The organism is Fusobacterium ulcerans ATCC 49185, from assembly GCF_900683735.1.
Classification (GTDB): domain Bacteria; phylum Fusobacteriota; class Fusobacteriia; order Fusobacteriales; family Fusobacteriaceae; genus Fusobacterium_A; species Fusobacterium_A ulcerans_A.
Genome location: NZ_LR215979.1, coordinates 3,260,012 through 3,286,225, shown reverse-complemented (window position 1 = coordinate 3,286,225; position 26,214 = coordinate 3,260,012). Strand labels below are relative to the sequence as shown.

Sequence of the window (26,214 nt, the reverse complement as noted above, 5' to 3'; positions counted from 1 at the left end):
AAATTATATAATTTCAAGTTTAATTTTTTAAAAAAATAAATAGCTTGAAAAAATAAACTTATTTAAAATAGTCTATATTACGAGATTATTGTTCGCCTTTATACATAAAAGAGAACCCTATATTCTATAGAATGTGAAATTATTATAGGGGACTTTTCAAAGTATCCACAAAATTTGAAGAAAGAGTAAAATATGTTATTTTAACTGGGAGGAAATAATATGAAGAGAAGCAGTATTGAATCATCATTGAAAAGATTTTTGAAAAGAAAGGTAAAAATAACTCTGGGGATGGTAGTAGCATTTTTAATTACAGGAGCTGTAGGATATGGGGCAGATGATATAGCAGCACAAGGACAAAAAAAATCTTATAAAGAAGATGATATTAGTGGAAACCCTAAAATTATAGGTGGTTGGAATTATATAACAGATCCAACTAAAAATGAAGATCATTCAACTGATGAAACAAGTATTACTTTAGAAAGTGGAACAATAGATGAACTTATAGGTGGAAACCATCTAAAGAAAGTTGATTATAAAGGAGGAGCATATTTATATAGTATAGGAAATACAAGTGTAATTATGAATGATGGGAAAGTTCAATATTTAATAGGTGGAAGTAAATCTAATGGAACTAAAGCTGACATAACAAATGGAAAGACAAAAGTAATTGTAAATGGTGGAACAATAGGAGAAGCTAGTGCTAATATAGCCCTTATTGGTGGAAACTATATAAAATCTACCTCAGGACAAGGGACGCTAATAACAGCAAAAACAGATGGAACAGATGTAGAAATAACTGGGGGAACATTTAAGAATAAAGTTATTGGTGGAAGTTTTGCAGAAACTTATGGAACACCAGTAAGCGGACTATCAGTTGAAGATAAAGAAACTAACCTTAAAATATCAGGTGGAACTTTTGATAGTTTGGTAATAGGTGGAGGAGCGGCAGCTGGAACTGGGAATACAAGTACAGTAGGAACTTCTAACTTAGAAATAACAGGAGGAACTTTCAATGCCAATATATATGCAGGAGGAGCAGCTTTAGAAACAGTAACTGGAAATGGAGGATTAGGAACGGCTAATGTAACTAATTCAAATTTAACTATAGGTGGAAGTAGTGGAAATCCAAAATTAAATGGAGCAATTTATGCAGGAGGATTGGATTCTGGAGTTTCTAATGTTATAAAATTAATTATAAATAAGGTAACAAATATTTCACCTACTGGAGCTAATAAAAGTAGTAAAATAGGGATATATGGTGGTTCTAAAGCAGGATCTGCAAATACTCATCTTGTTGATGGAGATACTATAGTTGAAGTTTTAGATTCTGATCTTTATGCTGATATATCTGCTGGGGGAGGTTCTTTTGGAGCAGGAAGTACTTTAAAAGCAGGAGATTCTAAAATCACAGTATCAAATACAAGTGTTAGTGGATATGAAGATAATAAAAATAATACATGGACTGGGCGTATTTTTGGAGCGGGAAAAATTGAAGGAGGGGCTTCACTTGAGCAAAAATCTACAAATGTTGTAATAAATAATGTAACAGGAAAAACATATAATATTGATGCAGAAGGAGAAATCGGAAATACAATAGGAGCTCGTGTATATGGTGGTGGACAGAATTATAAAAAGGCTGTGGATTCACAATTAAAAGTAGAGTCTACTAAAGTTACTATAAATGGAAAAGACACTGCTCTTGCTGAAGTATATGGAGGAAGTATAATTTCTGGAACAGGAAATAAAGGAACAGCAGTAACAGGAAAAACAGATGTTACAATTAATGATGGAAAAATTGTAGACTATGTGGTTGGAGGAAATAACACAAACTGGAATGGATATTCTGTAGTAGGAATTGAAGATAAAAATGGAAACCATAAATATGTTAATAATAAAAAATATAATGATGGAAGTACAAAGATTACTATAAATGGTGGAGATATGTCTACAGCAGAAATTATAGGAGGAAGTCTTACTGATTATGGATGGTATTATGAATCTGAAGATAATGTTATACATGATGCAGTAGTTTATGGAACAACAAATATAGATGTCAATGGTGGAAAACTTGGATTAGTAGTAGGTGGTGGAAAAGCTTTATATTATAATGTTGATGCCCTTAAAGATAGTGTTAAAGTTTATCCAACAACAAGTAATGTAATAGGAACAACTAATGTAAATATAACAAATGGAGAACTATTAGAAAATATAATAGGTGGAGGATATGCATTCAGTAATCAAGATAGTGTTAAAAGTATAGCAAATGTAACTGGAACAACTAACATAAATATATCTGGTGGAACTATAGAAAAAAATATCTATGGTGGAGGATTTGCTGATGGAAAATCAGCTACAGCAAATGTAGAAGGAGATACAAATATAACAATATCTGGTGGAGATATTAAAGGAAATATATATGCAGGAGGACTTACAGCAAATGACGGAACAGCAGATGTAACAGGTAATACAGTTGTAACATTCTTAAATGGTTCAACTTTTGCAAATCATGTATCTGGATTAATTAAAAATATTGTAACAGATGGAATATCTGATGATGCTAAAATAGAATCAAAATCTACTTTAGCATTTGGCAATGATAAAGAAAAATTTGAGGGTGAATTTAAAGGAACATTCTCTGATTTTGATGTTCTTCGTACAGGAAAAGATTCTAAAGTAACTATAGGAGAATTGAATAAGGATAATATAAATAGAGATATAGAAATTACAGGATCAGGAAGAATAGAAACTAAAATTAATAATGTAGGTGGAGATATAGCACTTTCAGGTGGAACATTAGCAACTGATACTATAAATCTTGGAGGTAAAAAGCTTACTTTATCAAGTAAAGGAATACTGGAAACTAAATCAGAAAATATCTTTACAAATGCTCTTGATACTGAAGCTACAACAGTTAAAGATAGCGGAAATGTAAAAACTGATAATTCAATTGTATATGAAGGTGGAAGTGTAGCTTTAAATGACAGTAAATATAATTTAGATTATTTGACTTCAGCAATAGAAGCGATGAAAACTAAAAGTGAAAGTAAAACGTCTATTTTAATGCTTGGAACTTTAGTAAATACTGCTGGAGAAATACAAGGAAGTATAGGTATTGATACAGCTGCTGGATTGGGAGATAGTGCATTTTTAGATAATGTAATTGTAAAAATAGATGAAGGAAAGAGCTCTTTAGTAATTGGGGATAAAAGTGAAGGAGAAATAGAAGATACTGCAAGTACAAACAGCAATTTAAATGCTTCAACATTAAATTTTGAGAGCAAAGAAGATGGGGAAAAGTCGATAGCTATTAAGGAAGATTCAAAACTAGTACTTGGAGGATCAGGTGATGGAGAATTAGTAACAGTTAATGGAGCAGCAGCAGCAGAAAAAGTAAGTATTAATGTAGAAGCTGGAACATTGGTTTTAGGAAGTGCTTTAAGCAGTGGAGCTAATCAGACACTAAGTGCTGGGGTTAAAATAGGTTCTGGAACATTAGAAGTAAATGCAGGAAATCAAAATGTAACTGGAACGATAACTAGTGATACAACAGGAACTGTAGCAGTTAATAAAGATGCTGTTTTAACAGCAAAAGAAGTTTTAAATAAAGGAACTTTAAGTGTAGCAGGGAATGCTGAAATTAAAACTCTTACAGGTGGAGAAAATTCAACAATAACAGTAGGAGACAGCAGTTCAGCAGGAAAATTAGTAGTTGAAACTTTAAAACTAGATGGTGGAAAAATGTTCCTTGACCCAGCTTGGGTAGAAGGAGAAAATAACCCTATAGAGAACGCTTCAAAAGGAGCAGTAATATTTGATAAAGATGAAATAGATGGTCAAATAGCAGTGGGACAAAACTCTGTATTAGTAGTAGGAGATAAAGATACTGACTGGGCAGAAAAAGCTTTTGAAAATTCAGGGCTAAAATGGAAAGATGATATTACAGCTGCATTGGCAATTAGAGGAAATCAAACTTTAAGAACACTTGGAACTGTTGCAATAAATGATGGAAGTGGGACAAATGCAGGAAGTATCAATGTAGATGGAAGTTTAATTGGTCATAATGATGGAAATTATAAAGGAGCAGGAGAATTGAATTTTGCTGATAAATCTCTATTAATAGTTGATGTAGGAAGTTTGGATGGAGGAGCTGCAATATCTGGTGTCACTAAATTAAGTGTAGCAGATACTTCAAAACTATATCTTGAAAATGCAACAGTGGGAACTCATACTATTGTATCAACAGCAAAAGCAGAAGTTGGAACAAATATTGCTGAGAATTCATCTTCTGTATGGTCTAATGACAATATCATAAGCAGTGACAGAATGCTTAATGTAAGTGGAACTACAGAAGGAAATGATTTTATAGTTAATGCAACAGCTCAAAAAGCTCAAGATGTACTTCTAGGAGTAGTTGTACCAAATATGATTAATAATATTTGGGAAACAAAGGGAAATACTAATACTTCAAATGAAGGAATAAGATTCCTGTCATTAGCGGCGGATAAAGAAGTGATAGCTGATACAGCAGAAGCAGTGAGAACCATTAACAGTGCAGTACAAATATCAGCAGCAGGAGTAGTAAATAGAACTGCAATAGATACAGTAAGAAGAACTTCTGATACAGCAATAAATAATTTGTCATTAAAGAATGAATCTAATGTAAAAGAAGGACTATGGGCAGAGATGTCTTATGGAAGCACTGATGTAAGCGGAGTAAAAATAGGAAATACAGATACAGAATATAATGGAAGATATGAAGGTATAAGCGTAGGAAGCAACTTTAAAACTTGGGAAAACGGAGCTTTAGGAGGAGCATTCCATTATGTATTAGGAGAGAATAAATCTGATGAAGGAGTAAGCAGAACAAAGAATGAATATGAATACTTTGGATTATCTCTATACAGCAACTGGAGAAAAGGAAACTTTAACATCATAGGAGATTTGGGATATTCAATGGGAGATAATGAAATAAAACAAGATACATCAATAGTAGGAAGAATAAAAGCTGATGTAGATACAGAAGTAGCAACAGCAGGAGTAAGAGGAGAATATCTGATTCAAAAGGATAACTTTAATATTATGCCATATGCAGGACTTCGTTATGTAAGATTAAATGTAGATAGTTTTGATACTAAAAATGGAAATGGAAAAATGTTCCATACAGAAAAAGAAGATGCAGATCTATTCTTAGTACCAGTGGGAGTAAATATCAGTACACAAGCAGTAAATCAAAATGGATGGACAGTAAAACCTAAATTAGATCTAGCATACATAGGAGCTTTAGGAGATAAAAAATCAGAAACAAAAGTAGGGGTAGCTGGATACTCTGCAATAGATGAAATTAAAGTAAATATGGCAGACAGCTCAGCATTTTCTGGAAGTTTAGGAGTAGAGTTTAAAAAAGATAACAAAACTTTCGAAGTAGGATACAGTCTTTATTCATCAAAACATGAAACAGAAAATAGAGGAACTTTGTCATTTAAATATAATTTCTAATTGGTATTTGATGAAGCAGAAGCAAGAATTTTAAAGAGCTAATTAAAAATAGCAAAGGGCAGATTAATTTCTGCCCTTTGTTTTTCCAATGTTAAAAATCTACCTTTTAACATTGCTTATTTAATAAATTGACAATTAGAATAAAAAATGATATATCTTAATTAATATATATTCTATATTAAAAAATGACATTTAAAGAATATTTTTTAATATAACTAAAAATTATTTTCTTCACATAATCTGGGAGGTAGAATGGAGAAAAATATTATATTTAGAAATAAGATTTTTTTTTCTATAGGATTAATTATTACAGTATTAGGGAACATAACTTTTAATTTTTCCACCAATCTATACCTCTTGGAAAAAACAGAAAAAGGAATAGTTTTAGCAACAAATATATCTTTTTCAATTTTACCTTTAATAATATCAGCTCCAATTATGGGAAAAATTATTGACAAGATTCAAGAAAAGAAAAAAGTAATACTTTTTAGTAATTTCAGTAATTTATTGTTGATGACTACTATGTTTATTTTATGGGATAAAATAAACACAGTTTATATGATATATATAGGAATATTATTAAATAATTTTTTTTCTTTTTTAATATATTTAACATTTAAAGCTTCAAAACCACAGTTATTTCCTAGAGAATGGTTGATAAAAGCTAATTCTATTTCTTCAGCAATTGATTCAATTTGTGGAGTATTATCACCAATAATAGGAGGATTTTTATATTCTATTCTAAAAATACATTCTATTTTAGGGTTAAATATAATATGCATAATAATAGCTATTTTAATTAATACACTATTAGTTTTTGAGAAAAAGACACTTAATGAAAATTACACAGTTAAAGAACATAAAATTGAAAATATAGATATTTTAAAATTGATTGTAATTATAGGAATAATATTTAATATAGGATATGGATTGTCATTTTCAGTTACAATTCCATATATAATAAATAAAATTTTTCAATTAAATAGCAGATTATATGGAACTATTCAAAGTTTTTTTTATATGGGAATGATAGTGGGAGCTACTTTGTTCGCTGTTCAGATAAAGGAAGTTAGGGTAAGACAATTTTATGGAATATTTTATAGATTAGGAATAATCTTTATATTATTTCTATTACCTTTATTTATTAATTTTAATTCGAGTATAAATGTGATTATTTATGCAATAGCAATGATTTTATTTGGAGTAGAGACATCTTGCTTTGATATTTATTTAATGACATTTGTGCAAAAAAAAATATCAGAGGATATTATTGGAAAATATTTAGGAATTTTTATAAGTATAAGTAAAATGTTTTTTTTGATGAGTATATTTATTTCAGGAATAATAATTGATTATATATCTTACAAAATAATTTTTATAATTGGAATATTTTTATTTACTATTAGTGGTATTGCAATAGAATTACTGAATAGAAATTATAAAAACTAAAAAATAACCCAGCTCCATAATTTTGGAACTGGGTTATTTTAATATGTAGAAGAAGGCTCCTCATCTTCATAAAGAAAACTTTGATCCTTTTCATTTTGTTTGAAATATTGAAAATATCTATTTCTATCCCCTTCAAAAAGTTTTAAAAGAATAACATTACATACTTCAGCATGAAGTATGAAAGAGTTGAAGAAACTTGTATTATCTGTTTCAACTGGGATAAATATTGAAGCATAAGATGCAATTTTAGTAAAAAGATTATTTGTAATAACCACAGAAGGAACTTTTTTAGCATGAAGAAGCTCCATCATCTGCACTTCATCTTTTAGATATTTTGGTACACTGAAGAATATTACACAGTCATCTTTTGTTACATGGGCTATTTTTTCAAATAGGCCATATCCCCCTTCAGATATAGTTACAGCTTCAAGTCCGAGAACCATGCAATGCCACCCAAGCATTTCAGCAACAGCTCTGCTGCTTCCTACACCTATGACAAATATTTTTTTTGATGTCTGCATAAGTTTTACTACATTATCTATTTCTTCTAAATCAAGATCCATATAAAGTTTCTGCATATTCTTTATATCAGCATTTATCATTTTTTTAACACTATTATTATCCTCTCTGTCATTGTTCCAGTTATCCAGCATTTTATCAATGACACTCTTTCTTGCCTCTAATTCTTCTGCAAGATATTCTTTAAGTTCATTATATTTAGAAAATCCTATTTTCTTAGAAAATCTCAATACAGTTGCATCACTGACATTAAGTTCTTTTCCTAGTTCCAGTGAAGTCATCATAATAACTTTTTTAGAGTTTTCACATATGTATTCTGCTATCTGTTTTTCAGCTTTAGTAAGATTATTATAATTCTTCCTATATAGCTTTGCAATTCCGGTCATAGATAATACCTCGCATTTCTTTTCTTTTATCATAAAATAATTTAAAGATAAAAGCAAGGAATATTTCTAGACATTCATGCATATAAGAGCTAAAATGATGATACCTGTTCCTATATATTGACGCATTGTGAGCTTTTCTTTAAAGAAAAGAAAATTCACAAAATTAACTAAAAGTATGACTGAAATACTATATGCTGGGAATACCAGATAAGCAGGAAGTACAGCTACAGCTTTTAGTTGTGCCAGAGTAGTAATCTGATTGGGTATTCCTATAAAAAATCCAATAAGTATCTCTTTTTTACTCAGATTTTTAATGCTTTTTATGCTTAATATAATACTGAATATAAAAGAAAAAATAAATGTATAAAAAATAAAATGTCCTTGCAGATATGAACTGCCAAAGTGACCATATATTTTTGCCAAAGTGTCTACCATACCTCCAGCTAAAAATAAAGCTATAAGAAGAAAGGGAGAAACACTGGCATTTCCATCAGTTTTATCCTTTTTGTTGATGTAGTATATAGAAAAAATAGCCAGAATACATCCTATTATCTGCATTTGATTAGGGTATTCCTTAAAAAGGATAACGGATACAAGGATGGGGATAAGAAGCCCCAGTCTATTATATGTAGTAGTGAGGGGGGCTCCATTTTTTTTCATATTTACCTGCATAAGATAGAGGCAGGCAATATATAATACAGCATTTACCACAGCGAGAAGAAGTGTATATATGTAATCTCCACTAAAAGAGAATACGCTTTCCCTTCGAATGACAAAGTATGCCAATATACCACCAAAAAGATAATTAAAGGTATTTACATTGAAACGGTTGCTTTTTTCTTTTTCTGACAATCTTATGATGAAAGTCATAAATGTATTTGATAAAACTGCTATGATTAAATACAGCATTCATTCACTTCCTCAACTTCTCTATCTTTGATAGATGATTTTTCCATCAAGCATAGTGAAATCAACTTTGATATTTTTTATCTCTTCATCTGGTACTTGAGAAAGATCTCTGTCTATAATTACAAGGTCTGCTAATTTATCAGCTTCTATACTTCCTTTGAATTTCTCTTCTCCATTAAGTACAGCACCATTATATGTCATCATTCTGAGAGCTTCTGCCTTAGTTATTTTTTCTTCATCTCCAAGAGAATATCCCCTAGAACCTTTTCTAGTTACAGCTGCATACATATTTATAAATGGATTCAGATTTGAACAAGGCATATCAGTAGTTAAAGAAACTATTATTCCATTATCTTTGTAAGTCTTTAATGGAGTAAATGATGTTTGCTTATCTCTAGGGAGCAGAGAATCATATCCATCTGCTTCTACATAGATGAAGCTGGCTTGTGCAGCTACCATTATTCCTACTTCACTCATTTTTCTAAGAGTTTCCTCACTTGGATAATAAGCATGTATTATAGAGTGCTGATGTTTTCTAGGATTAGCTTTCACAGCTTTGTAGATAGCATCTACAGCTTTATCTATGGCAATATCTCCCATTACATGGATACCTATATCCCACCCAGAATCATGAGCTGACTTTATATATTCATCAAGTTTAGTGATATCCAATCTTAATGGAAATTCTCTCAATGAATCTTCCCCTTTATAATTCCAAGATTTTAGAGCTGTCATAGATGTAAGGCCTCCATCTATAGCCATTTTTAATGAAGAGTAACGTATCCAGTTATTTCCATAACCAGAAGAGAAATTATAATCATTAAGAAGCTGATCAAGTTCTTTTTCATTTTGCTGCAATGTAAATCCATGCCAATTAGGCATAAGATTTATTCTGCATTTAAGTTCATTTTTCTTTAATAAATCATGGTAGGCTTTACATACTCCAGAACTTACTCCTGGTTCTGTAATACTTGTAATTCCATATTTATTATATTCATTTATTGCAAGAGATATAGATTTTTCTAATACAGGAATAGAAGGCTCTCCTTCTCCTGCTCCAAAATCATCACTTCCAAAAGGACCAGGCATAACTTTTCTAACTAAAAGAACAGCATTTCCATGAAGGACACCAGTAGGTTCTCCATTTTCATCTTTTTCTATATGCCCTTTTGGAGGATCAACAGTATCTTTAGTGATTCCAGCTAATTTTAATGCTTTAGAATTTACAGAACAAGCTCCAAATATTCTTTCCAATACAACAGCATTATCAGGAGATGCAACATCCAAATCATAACGATTAGGAGCTCTGTTCTCCTCAAATTGAGATTCTATCCAGCTGCCTCCTTGTATCCATGTTCCCTCAGGAACTTCTTTTATTCTTTCTATAATCTTTTCTTGGAGCATTTTCATACTGTCAATACCAAAAAGGACAATTCCCTCAAGCATTAAACCAGTTTCCCAAGCATGATTATGAGCATCATTGATACCAGGGATAAGGCTTCTTCCTTTTAAGTCTATCAGTACAGTATTTTCAGTTTTCATTGACAGTATTTCATCATTGCTTCCAACTGCTGCTATTTTATTACCTGATACAGCTGCAGCCTCATAAACACTGTCTTTTTCATCTACTGTATGAACACTCCCATTATAGAAGATATAATCTGGAAAATATATTTTTGATTTATTCATCATTGTACTCCTCCTAAAATTTTACCATTTCTTTTTTCAGCTATTTTAGAAAATATGAAAAGAGCTGCTACTATTAATATTGCTGTAACTATAAGTCCTAGTATTGGAGAAATAAGTCCACCTACAAGGAAACCTACAATTGAAGATATTCCGACAGTCATACTGTAAGGAAGCTGTGTTTTTACATGTTCCACATGGTCAGAACCAGCTGCTGTAGATGCAAGTATAGTTGTATCTGATATAGGAGAACAGTGATCTCCAAATACTCCCCCACTTAAAGAAGCCCCTATCATAAGTTCCATTGGTACTCCAAATGTGTGAGCTATTGGCAGAGATATCGGCATGATTATAGCCCATACACCCCAAGAACTTCCAGTAGAGAAACCAACAAAAGCACCAACTACAAACAGGAATGCAGGCATAAGACCAGCAGCTATATTGTAATGTGCAACTATATTTATTAAATATCCTTTAAGGTCCATAACCCCTGTCAATGAACCAATAGACCATGCTAATACCAATATGATTGGAATGTCAGAATTTAAAGCTACTCCTTTACAGAACATAGGAACAATGTCAGCATATTTAAATATTTTAGCCTTTGCACCCATTATTCCAGCAGCTATTGAAGCAACTAAAAACCCAGTAGTGATAGAAAGAGATATATTTGAATTAACAAAAGCTCCTCCTATACCATTTTCACCAGCTTTTCCAGTCCATAATATCATAGCTATCAATGTAGCAAATAATGCAAGAAGTGGAATAACAAAACTAGCCAGTGTTATGTTTGAATCTTTAAATAAAGTTTCTTCATCCAAATCGTATTTTCCCATTGGGTTGTCATTTTCTCCTATAAGTTCTCCAGTTTCAATAGCTCTCTTTTCAGCTTTGTACATAGGTCCTATATCCAGATTGAATATAATAACAAAGAATAGAGCAAGCATACCAAACATAGCATAAAAATTGTATGGAATAGCTTTCAGATATGTAGTCCAAGGATTATCTGTTATCCCTAACATAGCAAACTGAGTAGCTATCAGCCCAATTGCATAAGTACTGTAACTTGTGATAGGAGAAAGAGTCGCAAAAGGACACCCCATAACATCACAAATATAAGCAAGTTTAACTCTAGATATTCTAAGTCTTTCAGTTATTGGTCTCATAATAGCCCCAAGTGTAAGAGTAGGTTCTGTAAAAATGAAGGCAAATGCTGCAAAGTAAGCTGTAAGCTGAGCGCCCTTTCTTGTTTTTACTCTCTTAGAAGCATAATCTCCAAATGCTTTTGCAGCACCAGAAACCTTTATCAAATATACAAATCCCCCACAAGATACAATAAGCATTATCATACCTGCATTCCAGCTGTTTCCAATCAGTGGAATAAAAAAATCAGAAATCATTTTTGGAAATCCAACTATAGGATTCCAATCAGAGATGATTGTAGTACCAATCCACAGACCTAAAAAAAGTGAAAAAACTGTTTGTTTTGTCACCAGTGCCAGTATAATAGCTACTAGCGGTGGGATGACAGATAAAATTCCGTACTCCATAATTTTGCCCTCCTTGATTTTAGATATTAAGTTATTAAATTTAACCAATGTAGTCATTACTATATTTATAATTTATAAATGTAGTAAAGTCAAGATAAATTTTTTTAAAAGTTTGTAATAAAAACTTTTTTTTAGGGTAATTATATAAAAAAAATAGAATGAAAGAATATTAACAATATAAATAAAAATTTTAGATAATATATAAAAAATTGTAAATATTTGATTGATCTGCTACAATTTAATAAGATAAAAGTTGTAAGAAAAAGGGGGGATTATTATGAAAATAAAAAAAATAGATAGAAAATCATATATATTTTTGGAAAAAATTAGATTAAATCAGGAGGAATTAAATGAGTGAATCAAATCAAGTAATTACTTTAAGAGAAATCAATGAAGATAATTATGATGAATGTATTAAGTTGGAAGTCAATGAGGAACAGAGCGCTTTTGTTGCTTCAAATATCTATTCCATAGCACAGGCATATATCTACAGGGAAACAGTTAAACTTTTTGGAATATATGCTGAAGAGATGCTCATAGGTTTTGTTATGCTTAATATGGAAAAAGATAAAGATGAGTATTGGATATGCCGTTTTATGATAGATAGAAACTATCAAAAAAGAGGTTATGGAAAGAAAGCTATGAAAGAGATAATTGAGTTTTTTAGGAAAGAAAAAGTCAAAAAAATAAATCTATCTTTTGAACCAGAAAATATACTTGCTATGAGATTATATTCTACTTGTGGATTTAAGGAAACAGGAGAAATGGATGAAGATAGGGAGATTATAATGGAAATGAAAATTAAATAGACTGGAATAAAAATTATTTAATTAATATTAAGAGGAAGAAAAAATATTGATTACAGAGAAATAAAGGAAAGAGAGAGTTGCATAACTCTCTCCTTCAGATATTGTAATTATTTAGATATTTTATTTTTTAATACTTTAATTAATACCATCCTCTAATTTTCATAACTTCAGCAATTTTTTTAATAGATTTCATATATGTAGCTTGTCTGAAAGAAACATTCTTTTCCACTTTTAATTCCCAAATTGGTTTGAAAGCATCTACCATAGCTCTTTCTTCTTTTTCCTCTACTTCTGCTTCTGTCCAATAATATCCATATAGGTTTTGTACCCATTCAAAATAAGATACTGTAACTCCTCCAGCATTTGTTAGAATATCTGGAGTAACTATGATACCTTTTTTATAAAGAATTTCATCAGCTTCTGGAGTAACTGGTCCATTAGCTCCTTCACAGATTAGGAGAGCTTTAATTAATTCAGCTTCTTTAGCAGTGATTGCATTTTCCAGAGCACATGGAGCAATAGCATCAACATCTAATGCCCAGAATTCATCCATAGTAATTTCTTTAGAATCAGGAACTTTTGTCAAACTTCCTTCAGCTTTGGCAGCTTCTAGTTCTTCAAAAGTAAAACCTTCAGCTTTATATATTGCAAAAGCTCCTTTTCCTTTTTCAAACTCAGCAACTGATACAACTTTTCCACCTAATTTCATAATATTTTTTACACTGAATTTTCCAACATTTCCAAATCCTTGAACAGCTACAGTTGCTTTAGACAGATCTTTTCCTAATGCTTTGAAAGTTTCTCTCATGGTTACTGCAACACCAAATCCAGTAGCTTCATTTCTCCCGGCAGATCCCCCATAACTTAGAGGTTTACCAGTAAATACTCCAATTGTCTGTTCCCCAGCTAATCTGTTGTATTCATCTTGCATCCATGCTATGATTTGTCCATTTGTATTAACATCTGGAGCAGGAATATCCATTTTTTCCCCTAAATAGCGGAACATTCCACGTACCCATCCTCTAGAAAGCTGTTCTAATTCTCTCTGAGATAATTCAGAAGGATCAACAGTAATTCCTCCTTTACCTCCACCATAAGGGATTCCAGTTACTTGGCATTTAATACTCATCCACATAGAAAGAGCTTTTACCTCATCAGCATTTACATTTTGATGAAAACGGATTCCTCCTTTGAAAGGTCCTACTGCATCATTGTGAGCTGATCTGTATCCCTTAAATGTTTTGAGAGAACCATCATCCATTTTTACTGGAATAGAAATCTCAATAATTCTTTGAGGTTCTTTTAACAATTCATATACAGCTGGATCAGCACCTAAAGCATCACATGCTTTTTTAACTTGTGCCTGAGCGCTCAATAGTGGGTTTAAAGTTTCTTTTACCATAAAATCCTCCTTAAAATAATTAAATAAAATATAGATTCCAAATTTATTGTGTCATTGCCCTTTACATTGTATTATAATTATAGCGATAAAAGAAAAATAGTCAATTTCAATAAATGAATTTTAAAAATTAAGAAAAGAAATATATGATATAAATATATAAAATATATTATTTTGTTAAAAAGTTCGCTTTTTTATGAGTATATTTTAAATTTATTAAATATATTTAGTATATTAAGATTGAAATAAAATTTTGAAAGACCATATAATTTTTCTCATTAAAAAATATAAATAATAAAAAAATAGAAAAATATGATAAGTAAACTTCAAATATTAAGGGGAATGAAGCAAAGAAATTTAAGTGTATGCTATCTTGACGAAATGAAATAAAAATGATATAAGTGATTAAATAAAATTGTAAATAAAAACAATAGTGTTTTAAAAATTGAAGGAGGAATTATAATGAAAGTGATTTTTTATGGAGTTCGTGATGTAGAGGTACCTATTTTTGAAGCTGTAAATAAGAAATTTGGCTATGATATGACTTTAATTCCAGAATATCTGACTGATGAAGCTACAACAAGAAAAGCTCTTGGAAATGATGCTGTAGTATTGAGAGGGAACTGTTTTGCTACAAAGGAAAGACTGGATATCTATAAAGAAATGGGAGTACAGTATGTTTTGACAAGAACTGTTGGAGTAAATCATATTGATGTTCCTTATGCAAAAGAATTAGGAATGAAAACTGCCTATGTTCCTTTCTATTCTCCAAATGCAATTGCAGAACTAGCACTGAGCTTAGCGATGAATCTATTAAGAAATATAAGTTATACTGTAAATAAAACAAAGGATAGAAACTTTACTGTAGATAAACAAATGTTCTCAAAAGAAGTAAGAAACTGCACTGTAGGTGTTGTTGGATTAGGAAGAATTGGAATGACAGCTGCAAAACTTTTCAAAGGATTAGGAGCAAATGTGATTGGATATGACTTATTTCCTAAAACAGGGGTAGAAGATATTGTAACACAAGTTTCTATGGATGAATTATTAGAAAAATCTGATATTATTACTTTACATGCTCCTTATATCAAGGAAAATGGAAAAGTAATTACAAAAGAAACTTTAGCAAAAATGAAAGATGGAGTTATCTTAATCAATACAGGAAGAGGAGAATTAGTAGATACTGCTGCTTTAGTAGAAGCTTTAGAAAGTGGAAAAGTATCTGGAGCTGGAATTGATACTTTGGATAATGAAGTATCTATTTTCTTCAAAGATTTTGGAAATAATGAATTAGAAAATCCAGACTTTGAAAAATTAGTACAAATGTATCCAAAAGTGTTGATTACTCCACATGTAGGATCTTATACTGACGAAGCTGCTTTAAATATGATAGAAACAACATTTGATAATATAAAAGAATACCTGGAAACTGGAGATTGTAAGAATAAAATAAAATAAATTTTATAAAAAGGGAGGTTTGTAGAGGCAAAGCTCCCTTTCATTTAAAATAAAAAAGTTGAAATTGAAAGAAAGGGAATAAAATGGGATCAAAACAACACTATAAAATAAAATTAAGAGAAGGAGCAGATAGCTGCTCTTGGGAAGAAGAGTTAAAAGAAAAAGGAATCTTCTTTGAAAAAAAAGAATATTTTCCTGAATATATTATTTATAAAATTGAAAAACCTAGTGAGGATATTTTAAAAGAAATTTCTCAAAGAAGAGAAATTTCTAAAATTGAAGTAATGCATCATTATTTTTTAAATTTTCAAACTCATTCTATAGAGGCACAAATGCCACCTTTTGAAAAAGCTTCTGTTAATAAAAAGTATCCTGTAGTTGGAGTTTTGGATAATGGAATTGCAAATATTGAAATGCTGTCTTCTTGGATATATCGAGATGAAAAACAATATTGCCCTGAAAGACAGCATCCTACTCATGGAAATTTTGTGGCAGGAGTAATCTTGTATGGTGATGAATTAAGCGATAAAAAATGGATTGCAGGAGAGAAAATTAAAATTTATGATGCAGCTATTATACCAGATTTTAGTCTTTGTCAATTGGAAGAAGATGAACTTTTGTTTAGACTGAGAAAAGCAGTTGAGGATCATCCTTGGATTAAAATATGGAATTTGGCAATTAGTATTCGAGTTGCTGTTGATTTAGAAAGAATCTCTGAGTTTGGATTGCTATTGGATTATTTGCAGGAAAAATATGATATTATTATTTGCAAATCTTGTGGAAATGGAGAATTTATAAAGGATAAAGAGGAAAAAGGGAGTATTTTACAAGGTTCTGACACAATCCGTTCCTTAGTGATTGCTTCATGTAATCAAGAAGGGGAGGTTTCTAGTTTCAGTTTAAGTGGAAAGGGGCATAAAATTTTAGAAAAACCAGATATTGCAATGTATGGAGGAGACGTTTTCTGGGATGCAAATGGAAAAAGAAAAGTAGCAGGAGTATATTCTTTTTCACCAAAGGGTGAAATTGTAAGCTCTTTTGGAACAAGTTTTGCCACAGCTCGTATGACTTCTCTGTTGGGAAATATTCTTTTTTGGAAAGAAAATGCTTCAGCTCTTTTTCTGAAAGCAATGGTAATACAAACTGCAAGTCATGGTGAAAAATATTTTTTAGGTTATGGATGTCCTAAAGATACTGATGGTATTAAGAAAGAATATGAAAACTCATATGTTTTAGAAGGGTATTTATTAGAAGAAGAGAGGATAACACTAGCTTATAGAAATGGAAAAATTCTATGTACTCTGGCATCTGATATCATTTTAGACTATTATCAGGAAGAAGATTATGTTCTTTGTGATATTGATTTAAGTTTTGAAAAAAATGGAAAAAAATATGAAGAAAATAATCTTTTTGGAAAGTATGACAGACTTAACAATTTGAAAAAATATGAAATTCCTATGGAGGAAGAAGAGGGAGAAATAGAAATTATTTTTTCGAAGAGATGGAGGAGAGATAAATATAAAGTGAAAGATAGAGGACTTTCGTATTGCTTTATTTTTCAAAAATAAAAAAGTGAAAAAAGATTTTTTGAATTTGAAATTTCACAAAAAAGTGAAGAAATTAAAACTACATTTTTTAGAAAATAGGTTGTATAATGAAAGGGAAAAATGAAATAATAGTTTCATAAGTAAAAATAATGTTTTATTTTTGGAGGGAATTTCTTTGGCACTAAATAAAAAACACTTTGAAATTTTAAAAGAGTTAAAGAAAGAGGACGATTTAAAGCGAATCGCAAATATATTTAATCAAACAGAAAGAAGCATTAGATATAAAATTGAAGAGTTAAATGAGAATCTAGGTCAGGAAAAAATTTTTATAAAAAAAAGAAAAATATTCTGCCTTCTGGATGAAAAAGATATTTCTTCACTGATTAAAGGATTGAATGAATATAACTATATTTATGAACAAAAAGAAAGAATAGATTTATTGATTTTAGAAAGTATTCTTCAACAAGATGAATTTCAAATTGAAGAACTTGCAGATTTACTACAGATAAGTAAATCTACATTGAGAGCAGATATTAAAATATTAAGTCCAAAGCTATCTAAAATGGGGATTCATTTGGAGCAATATAATAATAAAAAATACCATTTAAGTTATAAAAACAGTGATTTGATTTACTACTTATCAATTTTTCTATATGAATATGTTATCTTTGATGAAGGAGATGGCAAGGTAAGTTTTAAAAATACTAGCTATTTTGAAAAAAGAGTTTCTGAAAAATTGACAAAACAGTATTTGGAAGTTTTGGAAGATAGTTATCAAAAAATTAAAAGTATAGATCTGCCTTATATTGATGAAACATTAAACTTATTAATATTATTGATTTCTGTTTTAAAGTTGCGAAGTTTAAATACAGAAGAACTAGGTGTTTTAAATAGAAAAGTATTAAGAGAAACAAGGGAATTTAAAATTTTACAGAAAACTTTTGAAGAGTTTTCAGAAACACAGCTTTATTTCCTAACAGACTATTTACTGCGTATTTCTTGTGATGAAAAAGAAATTTTTTCACGACATCGTAACTGGCTGGAAATAGAACTTGGAGTTTATCGTTTAATTAAAGAGTTTGAGCATTTAAAGCAAGTTCAGCTTGTAAGAAACAGAAGATTACTGGATGATATTTTATATTATATCAAGCCGCTTATTTATAGAAGTTCCAAAAAAATTGAATTGAAAAATAGTGTTTTAAAAGAAGTAAAGTTGGTATATGAAGATACTTTCCACTATTTGAAAAAAGCTTTTCATAGTTTTGAAGCTTTATTAAATCTAGAAGTATCTGATAATGAGATTGGATTTTTAGTACCAATATTTGAAGTTGCTTTGCGAAATCGTATTAAGCAGGCAAAAAAAATAGTAGTGGTTTCTTCCTACAAAAGAAATTTAACCAATTTCCTATTGGCCCGTTTAGAGGAAGAGTTTTTAGTAGAAATAATAGAAGTAGTTTCTGTTAAACAACTGGATAAAATTCAAGGAGAAGAAATTGATTTGCTGGTTACAACATTAGATTTAACACAGATGAATTTGCCATATCCAGTATGTCAAGTCAATCCTATTTTGACAGATGTAGATAAAGCTCATTTGGAAGAATTTGAACTTCTGCCTCAAGATAAAAAGATTCCTCTGGAAAAATTGATGGGATTAATTGAAAAAAATATAGATAGTGAAAATTGGAATGGAAATAAATTGCGTGAAGAATTACTCCATACATTTCCTAATAACATACTAGATGAGAGAGAACAGGAGCCTCAAGAGGAATTGAAGATTTCTAAAAATATAAGAACTTCTATTAATGCTGTTGAGTGGAGAGAAGCTGTCAGGGCTGGAATGGAAATTCTATGGAAGCAAAAGTATATCAAAAAATCATACATGGAGGATAGTGTAAATAAGAAGGAAGAAGATAGTTTGATATTTTTCTTAAATGAAAAAACAGCTCTTTTTTATACAGAACCAAAAGAAAATGTTATTAAAACAGGTTTTTCTCTAGTAGAAGTAAAACATCCTTTATTGGTAAGGCAGAAAAAGATAAAGTATTTTGTATGTTTTGCTCCAAAAGGAGATTCAGAGGATCAGAGTTTACTGTTTCAGTTAAATGATTATTTTGAAGAAGAAAGAATTGAACAAAAGTTAAAAAAACAGGAAAAAATACTTAAGTAAAAAATATTTAAGTAAATAACAAATAAGGAGGAAAGAAATGATTACAACAGAGTACATTGGTTTTCTAGAAAGCTTATTCAGCTCATTGATAGGAATGGTTATTGTATTTATAGCTTTGATTTTTTTAGCCATTTTCGTTATGGTAGTATCAAGAATAATTTCAGTGTTGGAAAAGAATTTAATCAAACCAGCAGATACAACAAAAAATACAGCAGCAGTATCAGCTCCAGCAGCAAGTCCTAAGAAAGATAATAAAGAAGATGTAAAAATTGCTGTAATTACAGCTGCAATCAGTGAAGAAATGAAACAGCCAGTAGATAAATTTATTATTACAAGCATTCAAAAGATTTAAAAAAACTTAAAACATGAAAGGAGAAGAGATTATGAAGTATGTAGTGACAGTAAATGGAGAAAGATATGAAGTTGAGGTAGAAAGAGTAGATGGAAAATCATCATCTTTATCTAGAAAACAAATGGAAAGAGGAGTAAAAACAAGAGTAGAAACAGAACCAGCAGTATCAGCAGCACCAGTATCAGCCCCATCAGCGGCAGCTCCAGCAGCATCAAATGCAGGAGGGGGAAGTGCAGTTATAAGTCCTATGCCAGGAGTTATCCTAGATATAAAAGTAAAAGAAGGAGACAGCATATCTGAAGGACAAGTTGTTGTTATTTTAGAAGCAATGAAAATGGAAAATGAAATTGTATCAGAGTTTACAGGAACAGTATCTGCAATTAGAGTAAAAAAAGGGGATACTGTTGATACTGATGCAGTATTGGTAGAAATTAAATAACGGAGGAGGCTATAATGGAGTTTGTTAAAATTTTAGAAATTATGATGGCAAAATCTGGATTTGTTGCATTAACATGGCAAAATCTAGTAATGTTTCTCATATCATTTGTTTTAATTTATTTAGCCATTGTAAAACAATTTGAACCTCTGCTATTGTTGCCAATTGCCTTTGGAGTTTTCTTGACTAACCTGCCTTTAGCTGGTTTGATGAATGAAGCAGATCCTTGGTATGCATCTGGGGTTTTACGAATTATTTATAATGGAATTAAGAGTAATCTATTCCCTTGTTTGATTTTCATGGGAATCGGAGCAATGACAGATTTTGGACCATTGATTGCAAATCCAATTAGTCTCTTGCTGGGAGCAGCAGCACAATTTGGAATTTATATAACTTTTATGGCTGCAAATGCTCTGCCTTTCTTTTCTGCAAAGCAATCAGCAGCAATTGCAATCATTGGAGGAGCCGATGGACCAACTTCTATCTATTTGGCAAATAACTTGGCACCAGAATTGTTAGCGCCAATTGCAGTGGCAGCATATTCTTATATGGCGCTTATTCCTTTAATACAGCCGCCTATTATGAAGCTTTTGACAACAAAAAAAGAAAGAGCTGTAAAAATGAAACAATTAAGAAAAATCAGTAAGATAGAAAAAATTGTTTTCCCAATTGGAACAGTTTTATTTACATCTTTATTATTACCTTCTGTAGCTCCTTTACTAGGTATGCTAATGTTAGGGAATATTTTTAAAGAATCTGGAGTTGTTCAAAGACTTTCAGATACTGCTCAAAATGCATTAATTAATATAGTAACAATTATGTTGGGAGTTACAGTAGGAGCAACAGCAAATGGAGAATTATTCTTACGTTTGGAAACAATTGCAATTATCTGTATGGGATTATTTGCTTTCTGTATGTCAACAGTTGGAGGAGTTTTACTTGGAAAAGTTCTTTATCTGATAACAGGTGGAAAAATCAATCCATTAATTGGTTCAGCAGGAGTATCTGCAGTACCAATGGCTGCCAGAGTGTCTCAAACAGTTGGATCTTCTGAAAATCCAACAAACTTCTTATTGATGCATGCTATGGGACCAAATGTTGCAGGAGTTATCGGTTCTGCAGTAGCAGCAGGATATTTTATGCTGATTTTTGGAAAATAATATTAAAAAAATTTTAGTCTATATATAACACAGTGAAAATTATTGATAAAAAAATTTAGGAGGAGATTACTGTGAGTAAAGTAATGTCATTGCATGATGCAGTCAAAACTTATGTAAAATCAGGGGACAGTATTTGTATTGGTGGTTTTACAACTAATAGAAAACCATATGCAGCAGTGTATGAAATTTTAAGACAAGGATTAGGAGATTTTACAGGATATTCTGGACCAGCAGGTGGAGATTGGGATATGTTGATTGGAGAAGGTAGAGTAAAAAACTTTATCAACTGTTATATCGCAAACTCAGGATACACAAATGTATGCAGAAGATTTAGACATGAAGTAGAAAAAGTTGGGAAAATGAATTTAGAAGACTATTCTCAAGATGTTGTTATGTATATGCTTCATGCTTCATCATTAGGGTTACCATTTTTACCAGTAAAATTAATGCAAGGATCAGATATAGTAAACAAATGGGGAATTAGTAAAGAAGTAAGAGAAAAAGATCCAAAACTGCCAAATGATAAATTAGTAGAAATAGAAAATCCTTTGGTTCCAGGAGAAAAGGTAATAGCAGTACCAGTACCTAGGTTGGATGTAGCAGTTATTCATGTGCAAAAAGCTTCAATAAATGGAACTTGTTCTATTGAAGGAGATGAATTCCATGATATTGATATTGCAATTGCAGCAAAAAGATGTATTGTAACTTGTGAAGAATTAGTAACAGAAGAGGAGATTAGAAAAGAGCCAAGTAAAAACTCTATTCCTCAATTCTGTGTAGACGCAGTAGTTCATGTACCATTTGGGGCACATCCTTCTCAATGTTATAATTACTATGACTATGATGCTAATTTTTTCAAGATGTATGACACAGTAACAAAAACAGAAGAAGACTTTAAAGCCTTTTTACAAGAATGGGTATATGACATCAAGAATAATGATGAATATATTGATAAACTAGGAGCGAGCAGATTAACAAAATTGAGAGTAGTACCAGGATTCGGATATGCTGCAAAACTAGTAAAGGAGGCAAAATAAGATGGTAAATTATAAAAATTATACCAATAAAGAAATGCAAGCAATTACTATTGCAAAAGAAATCACAGATGGACAGATTGTAATTGTAGGAACAGGACTTCCATTGATTGGAGCCTCTTTAGCAAAAAGAATCTTTGCTCCAAATTGTAAACTAATTGTGGAAAGTGGACTTATGGACTGCAGTCCAATTGAAGTACCTAGAAGCGTTGGGGATAATAGATTAATGGCTCACTGTGGAGTTCAATGGCCAAATATTCGTTTTATTGGATTTGAAGCAAATGAATTATTAAATGGAAATGACAGAATGATTGCTTTCATTGGAGGAGCACAAATTGATCCTTATGGAAATGTAAATTCAACTTGCATTGGAGATTATTATCGTCCAAAAACAAGATTTACAGGATCAGGAGGAGCAAATGCAATTGCAACATATTCTAACACTGTAATTATGATGCAGCATGAAAAAAGAAGATTTATGGATAAAGTTGATTATATAACAAGTGTAGGATGGGGAGATGGACCAGGAGGAAGAGAGAAGTTAGGACTTACTGGAAATAGAGGTCCAGTTGCTGTTGTAACTGACAGAGGAGTATTGAGGTTTGACGAGGAAACTAAAAGAATGTATCTAGCTGGATACTATCCAACTTCATCTATTGAGGAGATTATTGAAAATACTGGATTTGAAATTGATACTTCAAGAGCTGTTTTATTAGAAGCACCAAGTGAAGAAGTTATTAAAATGATTAGAGAAGAAATTGATCCAGGGCAAGCATTTATTAAAGTGCCAGTAGCAGAATAAAAAGAGATGAAAGGAGAATAATATATGGGAAATTACTCAATGCCTAATTATTTCCAGAATATGGAACAAATTGGAAAAGAATTAACAAAAATTGATGAAGAAAATGAAAAGTTAGTAAAAGATGTAGAAGAAGAAATAAGTAAATTGATAGATGAGATGCATGATGCAGGAACTCCTGATGAAAAAATTGCTGAAAAAGGACAAATGACGGCTTTAGAAAGAATAGCAGAATTAATTGATGAGGGAACTTGGTGTCCATTAAACAGCCTTTACAATCCACAAGAATTTGCAACTGGAACAGGAATTGTAAAAGGATTGGCAAGAATAAATGGAAAATGGGTAGTAGTAGTTGCCTCTGATAATAAAAAAATTGTTGGAGCTTGGGTTCCAGGGCAAGCAGAAAATTTATTAAGAGCTTCTGATACTGCAAAATGTTTAGGAATTCCTTTAGTATATATTTTAAACTGCAGTGGAGTAAAATTAGACGAGCAGGAAAAAGTATATGCAAACAGAAGAGGGGGAGGAACTCCTTTCTATAGAAATGCAGAATTACAGCAATTAGGAATTCCAGTTATTGTAGGAATTTATGGAACAAATCCAGCTGGTGGGGGATACCATAGTATCAGTCCAACTATCTTGATTGCTCACGAAGATGCAAATATGGCAGTAGGAGGAGCTGGAATTGTTGGGGGAATGAATCCTAAAGGATATATTGATCAAGAGGGAGCAGAACAAATCATAGAAGCAACTGAAAAAGCAAAAGGAGCAGAGGTTCCAGGAACAGTATCTATTCATTATGATGAAACTGGATTTTTCAGAGAAGTATATTGTGATGAAGTTGGTGTATTAGAAGGAATCAAAAATTATATTGATTGCTTACCAGCATATGATTTAGAATTCTTTAGAGTAGACGAACCAGCAGAACCTGCATTAGATCCAAATGATTTATATTCTATTATTCCAATGAATCAAAAGAAAATATACAACATTTATGATGTTATTGGAAGACTAGTGGATAATAGTGAATTTAGTGAATATAAAAAAGGATATGGACCTGAAATTGTAACTGGACTTGCTAAAATAGATGGACTTTTAGTAGGGATTGTTGCAAATTTCCAAGGATTGTTGATGAAATATCCTGAATATAAAGAAAATGGAATTGGAATTGGTGGGAAATTATACAGACAAGGTCTTATAAAAATGAATGAGTTTGTAACTCTTTGTTCAAGAGATAAATTACCAATTATTTGGGTACAGGATACTACAGGAATAGATGTAGGAAATGAAGCAGAAAAAGCTGAATTACTAGGATTAGGACAATCTTTGATTTATTCAATCCAAAATTCGAAAGTTCCTCAAATGGAAGTTACATTGAGAAAAGGAACTGCAGCAGCTCACTATGTATTAGGAGGACCTCAAGGAAATTCGACTAATGCTTTCTCATTAGGAACTGCAGCAACTGAAATTAATGTAATGAATGGAGAAACAGCAGCAACTGCAATGTATTCAAGAAGATTAGTAAAAGATAAAAAAGAGGGAAAAGATTTAACTGCAACTATTGAAAAAATGAACAAACTAATTAATGAATATAAAGAAAAATCAACTCCAAGGTATTCAGCAGAAACTGGAATGGTGGATGAAATCGTAAATCTATACGATATTAGAGCTTATATGATAGCATTTGTAAATTCTGTTTATCAAAATCCAAAAGCAATTTGTGCTTTTCATCAAATGCTTTTACCAAGGGCCATTAGAGAATACAATACATTTACAAAAAAATAAAATAAATGGGGGAATCATATGGAAAGAATGGCGTTACAACTAGGCATGTTTGAAACATTGGCTTTAGCAGTTTTAGCAATTTACTTAGGAAATTTTCTTAGAAAAGTGTTTCCTGTCTTAAAGAAGTATTGTCTACCAGCGTCTGTAGTTGGAGGAACAATATTTGCAGCAATTTCCTTGATTTTATATTATTCTAATGTAGCAGAGTTAACTTTTGAATTTAAAGCAGTAAATTCATTATTCTATTGTATTTTCTTTGCTGCAAGTGGGGCAGCAGCCAGTTTATCTTTATTGAAGAAAGGTGGAAAACTAGTTGTCATTTTTGCTATTTTAGCAGCAGTTTTAGCAGCATGTCAGAATGCTTTAGCACTGTTTGTTGGTAATTTATTGGGAGTAAATCCATTAATTTCAATGATGACAGGAAGTATTCCTATGACAGGAGGTCATGGAAATGCAGCAGCTTTTGCTCCAATTGCAGTGGAAGCTGGAGCAAGTGCAGCAATGGAAGTAGCTATTGCGGCTGCAACATTTGGCTTGATTTCAGGATGTATTTTAGGAGGACCTTTTGGAAACTTTATAATTAAAAGACATAAGCTGGAAGATCCAGCTTTAGATGGGAAGGATGATACTTCAGAATTAGGAGAAGCAGCTCCTACACAGCCAATTGATAAAAACAGTGTTGTTAATGCAATGTTTTTAATGTGTATTGCTTTAGGAATTGGGCAAGTATCAACTCTGGTTTTGAAAAAATTTGGAATCAGTTTTCCAATTCATGTAAGCTGTATGTTAGGTGGAATTTTAATTAGATTATTTTATGATAAAAAAGCTGGAAACCATGAAGTGTTGTATGAGGCAATTGATACAGTTGGAGAATTCTCATTGGGATTATTTGTTTCAATGTCTATTATTTCAATGAAATTATGGCAATTATCTGGATTAGGATTTGCTCTAATTATACTATTATTTGTTCAAGTAATCTTTATTATATTCTTCTGTTATTTCCTAACTTTCAACTTGTTAGGAAGAAACTATGATGCAGCAGTTATGGCAGTAGGACATACAGGATTCGGATTAGGAGCTGTTCCTGTTTCTATGACTACAATGCAGACTGTTTGTAAAAAGTATCGATACTCTAAACTAGCCTTCTTTGTTGTTCCAGTAATTGGAGGATTTATAAGTAATATTTCCAATGCAATTATTATTACTAAATTCTTAAATATTGCAAAGGCTATGCTTGGAATAGGATAGTAGTTACAAAGAAAAAAGGGAGCAT

The 26,214-nt window shown here is 31.2% G+C and carries 18 protein-coding genes; 13 read left to right on the top strand and 5 right to left on the bottom strand.

What is annotated here, in order from left to right; all coding sequences use genetic code 11:
* Positions 1-219 precede the first annotated feature (219 nt).
* A complete protein-coding gene (locus E0E45_RS14710) occupies positions 220-5,496 on the top strand; it encodes an autotransporter domain-containing protein (protein WP_130891861.1) in 5,277 nt (1,758 codons plus the stop codon).
* A 252-nt stretch (positions 5,497-5,748) separates the two neighbouring features.
* Complete coding sequence (locus tag E0E45_RS14705; RefSeq protein WP_130891860.1) at positions 5,749-6,945, top strand: MFS transporter; 1,197 nt, start codon at positions 5,749-5,751, stop codon at positions 6,943-6,945.
* A 38-nt stretch (positions 6,946-6,983) separates the two neighbouring features.
* Here E0E45_RS14705 and E0E45_RS14700 read toward each other — a convergent pair whose 3' ends face one another.
* From E0E45_RS14700 to E0E45_RS14685, 4 genes are read right to left on the bottom strand one after another with little or no spacing between them, the layout of a single operon-like run.
* Complete coding sequence (locus tag E0E45_RS14700; protein ID WP_232044130.1) at positions 6,984-7,883, bottom strand: MurR/RpiR family transcriptional regulator; 900 nt, start codon at positions 7,881-7,883, stop codon at positions 6,984-6,986.
* 33 nt (positions 7,884-7,916) lie between these two features.
* Positions 7,917-8,759 carry a DMT family transporter gene (locus tag E0E45_RS14695; RefSeq protein WP_130891858.1) on the bottom strand — a complete coding sequence of 281 codons (843 nt, stop codon included), beginning with the start codon at positions 8,757-8,759 and terminating at the stop codon, positions 7,917-7,919.
* A gap of 21 nt (positions 8,760-8,780) precedes the next feature.
* Positions 8,781-10,451 (bottom strand): amidohydrolase, encoded by a 1,671-nt coding sequence (locus E0E45_RS14690; RefSeq protein ID WP_130891857.1) that lies wholly within the window; start codon positions 10,449-10,451, stop codon positions 8,781-8,783.
* Positions 10,448-11,995 carry a Na+/H+ antiporter NhaC family protein gene (locus tag E0E45_RS14685; protein ID WP_130891856.1) on the bottom strand — a complete coding sequence of 516 codons (1,548 nt, stop codon included), beginning with the start codon at positions 11,993-11,995 and terminating at the stop codon, positions 10,448-10,450. Before E0E45_RS14685 ends, E0E45_RS14690 begins: the two co-directional genes overlap by 4 nt.
* 350 nt (positions 11,996-12,345) lie before the next feature.
* On the opposite strand from E0E45_RS14685, the gene E0E45_RS14680 reads away from it, so the two are divergent.
* Complete coding sequence (locus tag E0E45_RS14680; protein WP_130891855.1) at positions 12,346-12,804, top strand: GNAT family N-acetyltransferase; 459 nt, start codon at positions 12,346-12,348, stop codon at positions 12,802-12,804.
* 139 nt (positions 12,805-12,943) lie between these two features.
* Here E0E45_RS14680 and E0E45_RS14675 read toward each other — a convergent pair whose 3' ends face one another.
* Entirely contained in the window at positions 12,944-14,206 is a 1,263-nt protein-coding gene (locus E0E45_RS14675; RefSeq protein ID WP_130891854.1) for a Glu/Leu/Phe/Val family dehydrogenase, read from the bottom strand.
* Between the two features lie 459 nt (positions 14,207-14,665).
* Between E0E45_RS14675 and E0E45_RS14670 the strand changes: the two genes are divergently transcribed.
* The 10 genes from E0E45_RS14670 to gltS all read left to right on the top strand — a co-directional run bounded on the left by E0E45_RS14670 (position 14,666) and on the right by gltS (position 26,189).
* Positions 14,666-15,661, top strand: a complete 996-nt coding sequence (locus tag E0E45_RS14670; protein ID WP_130891853.1) for a 2-hydroxyacid dehydrogenase — start codon at positions 14,666-14,668, stop codon at positions 15,659-15,661.
* Positions 15,662-15,744: 83 nt separating this feature from the next.
* Positions 15,745-17,229: a S8 family serine peptidase gene (locus tag E0E45_RS14665; protein WP_130891852.1), complete on the top strand. Its 1,485-nt coding sequence runs from the start codon at positions 15,745-15,747 to the stop codon at positions 17,227-17,229.
* A 139-nt stretch (positions 17,230-17,368) separates the two neighbouring features.
* Entirely contained in the window at positions 17,369-19,375 is a 2,007-nt protein-coding gene (locus tag E0E45_RS14660; protein ID WP_269472039.1) for a BglG family transcription antiterminator, read from the top strand.
* 37 nt (positions 19,376-19,412) lie between these two features.
* Entirely contained in the window at positions 19,413-19,727 is a 315-nt protein-coding gene (locus tag E0E45_RS14655) for an OadG family protein (protein ID WP_130891851.1), read from the top strand.
* 31 nt (positions 19,728-19,758) lie between these two features.
* Positions 19,759-20,166, top strand: a complete 408-nt coding sequence (locus tag E0E45_RS14650) for a biotin/lipoyl-containing protein (RefSeq protein ID WP_130891850.1) — start codon at positions 19,759-19,761, stop codon at positions 20,164-20,166.
* A 14-nt stretch (positions 20,167-20,180) separates the two neighbouring features.
* Positions 20,181-21,323 (top strand): sodium ion-translocating decarboxylase subunit beta, encoded by a 1,143-nt coding sequence (locus E0E45_RS14645; protein ID WP_130891849.1) that lies wholly within the window; start codon positions 20,181-20,183, stop codon positions 21,321-21,323.
* Positions 21,324-21,394: 71 nt separating this feature from the next.
* Positions 21,395-22,360, top strand: a complete 966-nt coding sequence (gene gctA / locus E0E45_RS14640; protein ID WP_130891848.1) for a glutaconate CoA-transferase subunit A — start codon at positions 21,395-21,397, stop codon at positions 22,358-22,360.
* A 1-nt stretch (position 22,361) separates the two neighbouring features.
* Positions 22,362-23,159: a glutaconate CoA-transferase subunit B gene (gctB, locus tag E0E45_RS14635; RefSeq protein WP_130891847.1), complete on the top strand. Its 798-nt coding sequence runs from the start codon at positions 22,362-22,364 to the stop codon at positions 23,157-23,159.
* A gap of 24 nt (positions 23,160-23,183) precedes the next feature.
* Positions 23,184-24,941, top strand: coding sequence for an acyl-CoA carboxylase subunit beta (locus E0E45_RS14630; protein WP_130891846.1), 1,758 nt, complete (start codon positions 23,184-23,186; stop codon positions 24,939-24,941).
* Between the two features lie 18 nt (positions 24,942-24,959).
* Entirely contained in the window at positions 24,960-26,189 is a 1,230-nt protein-coding gene (gltS, locus tag E0E45_RS14625) for a sodium/glutamate symporter (RefSeq protein ID WP_130891845.1), read from the top strand.
* Positions 26,190-26,214 lie beyond the last annotated feature (25 nt).

Excerpts from the sequence above, each read along its gene's own strand:
- E0E45_RS14710 (WP_130891861.1), top strand. The coding sequence starts at position 220 with ATGAAGAGAAGCAGTATTGAATCATCATTGAAAAGATTTTTGAAAAGA.
- E0E45_RS14705 (WP_130891860.1), top strand. The coding sequence starts at position 5,749 with ATGGAGAAAAATATTATATTTAGAAATAAGATTTTTTTTTCTATAGGA.
- E0E45_RS14700 (WP_232044130.1), bottom strand. The coding sequence starts at position 7,883 with ATGATAAAAGAAAAGAAATGCGAGGTATTATCTATGACCGGAATTGCA.
- E0E45_RS14695 (WP_130891858.1), bottom strand. The coding sequence starts at position 8,759 with ATGCTGTATTTAATCATAGCAGTTTTATCAAATACATTTATGACTTTC.
- E0E45_RS14690 (WP_130891857.1), bottom strand. The coding sequence starts at position 10,451 with ATGATGAATAAATCAAAAATATATTTTCCAGATTATATCTTCTATAAT.
- E0E45_RS14685 (WP_130891856.1), bottom strand. The coding sequence starts at position 11,995 with ATGGAGTACGGAATTTTATCTGTCATCCCACCGCTAGTAGCTATTATA.
- E0E45_RS14680 (WP_130891855.1), top strand. The coding sequence starts at position 12,346 with ATGAGTGAATCAAATCAAGTAATTACTTTAAGAGAAATCAATGAAGAT.
- E0E45_RS14675 (WP_130891854.1), bottom strand. The coding sequence starts at position 14,206 with ATGGTAAAAGAAACTTTAAACCCACTATTGAGCGCTCAGGCACAAGTT.
- E0E45_RS14670 (WP_130891853.1), top strand. The coding sequence starts at position 14,666 with ATGAAAGTGATTTTTTATGGAGTTCGTGATGTAGAGGTACCTATTTTT.
- E0E45_RS14665 (WP_130891852.1), top strand. The coding sequence starts at position 15,745 with ATGGGATCAAAACAACACTATAAAATAAAATTAAGAGAAGGAGCAGAT.
- E0E45_RS14655 (WP_130891851.1), top strand. The coding sequence starts at position 19,413 with ATGATTACAACAGAGTACATTGGTTTTCTAGAAAGCTTATTCAGCTCA.
- E0E45_RS14650 (WP_130891850.1), top strand. The coding sequence starts at position 19,759 with ATGAAGTATGTAGTGACAGTAAATGGAGAAAGATATGAAGTTGAGGTA.
- E0E45_RS14645 (WP_130891849.1), top strand. The coding sequence starts at position 20,181 with ATGGAGTTTGTTAAAATTTTAGAAATTATGATGGCAAAATCTGGATTT.
- gctB (WP_130891847.1), top strand. The coding sequence starts at position 22,362 with ATGGTAAATTATAAAAATTATACCAATAAAGAAATGCAAGCAATTACT.
- E0E45_RS14630 (WP_130891846.1), top strand. The coding sequence starts at position 23,184 with ATGGGAAATTACTCAATGCCTAATTATTTCCAGAATATGGAACAAATT.
- gltS (WP_130891845.1), top strand. The coding sequence starts at position 24,960 with ATGGAAAGAATGGCGTTACAACTAGGCATGTTTGAAACATTGGCTTTA.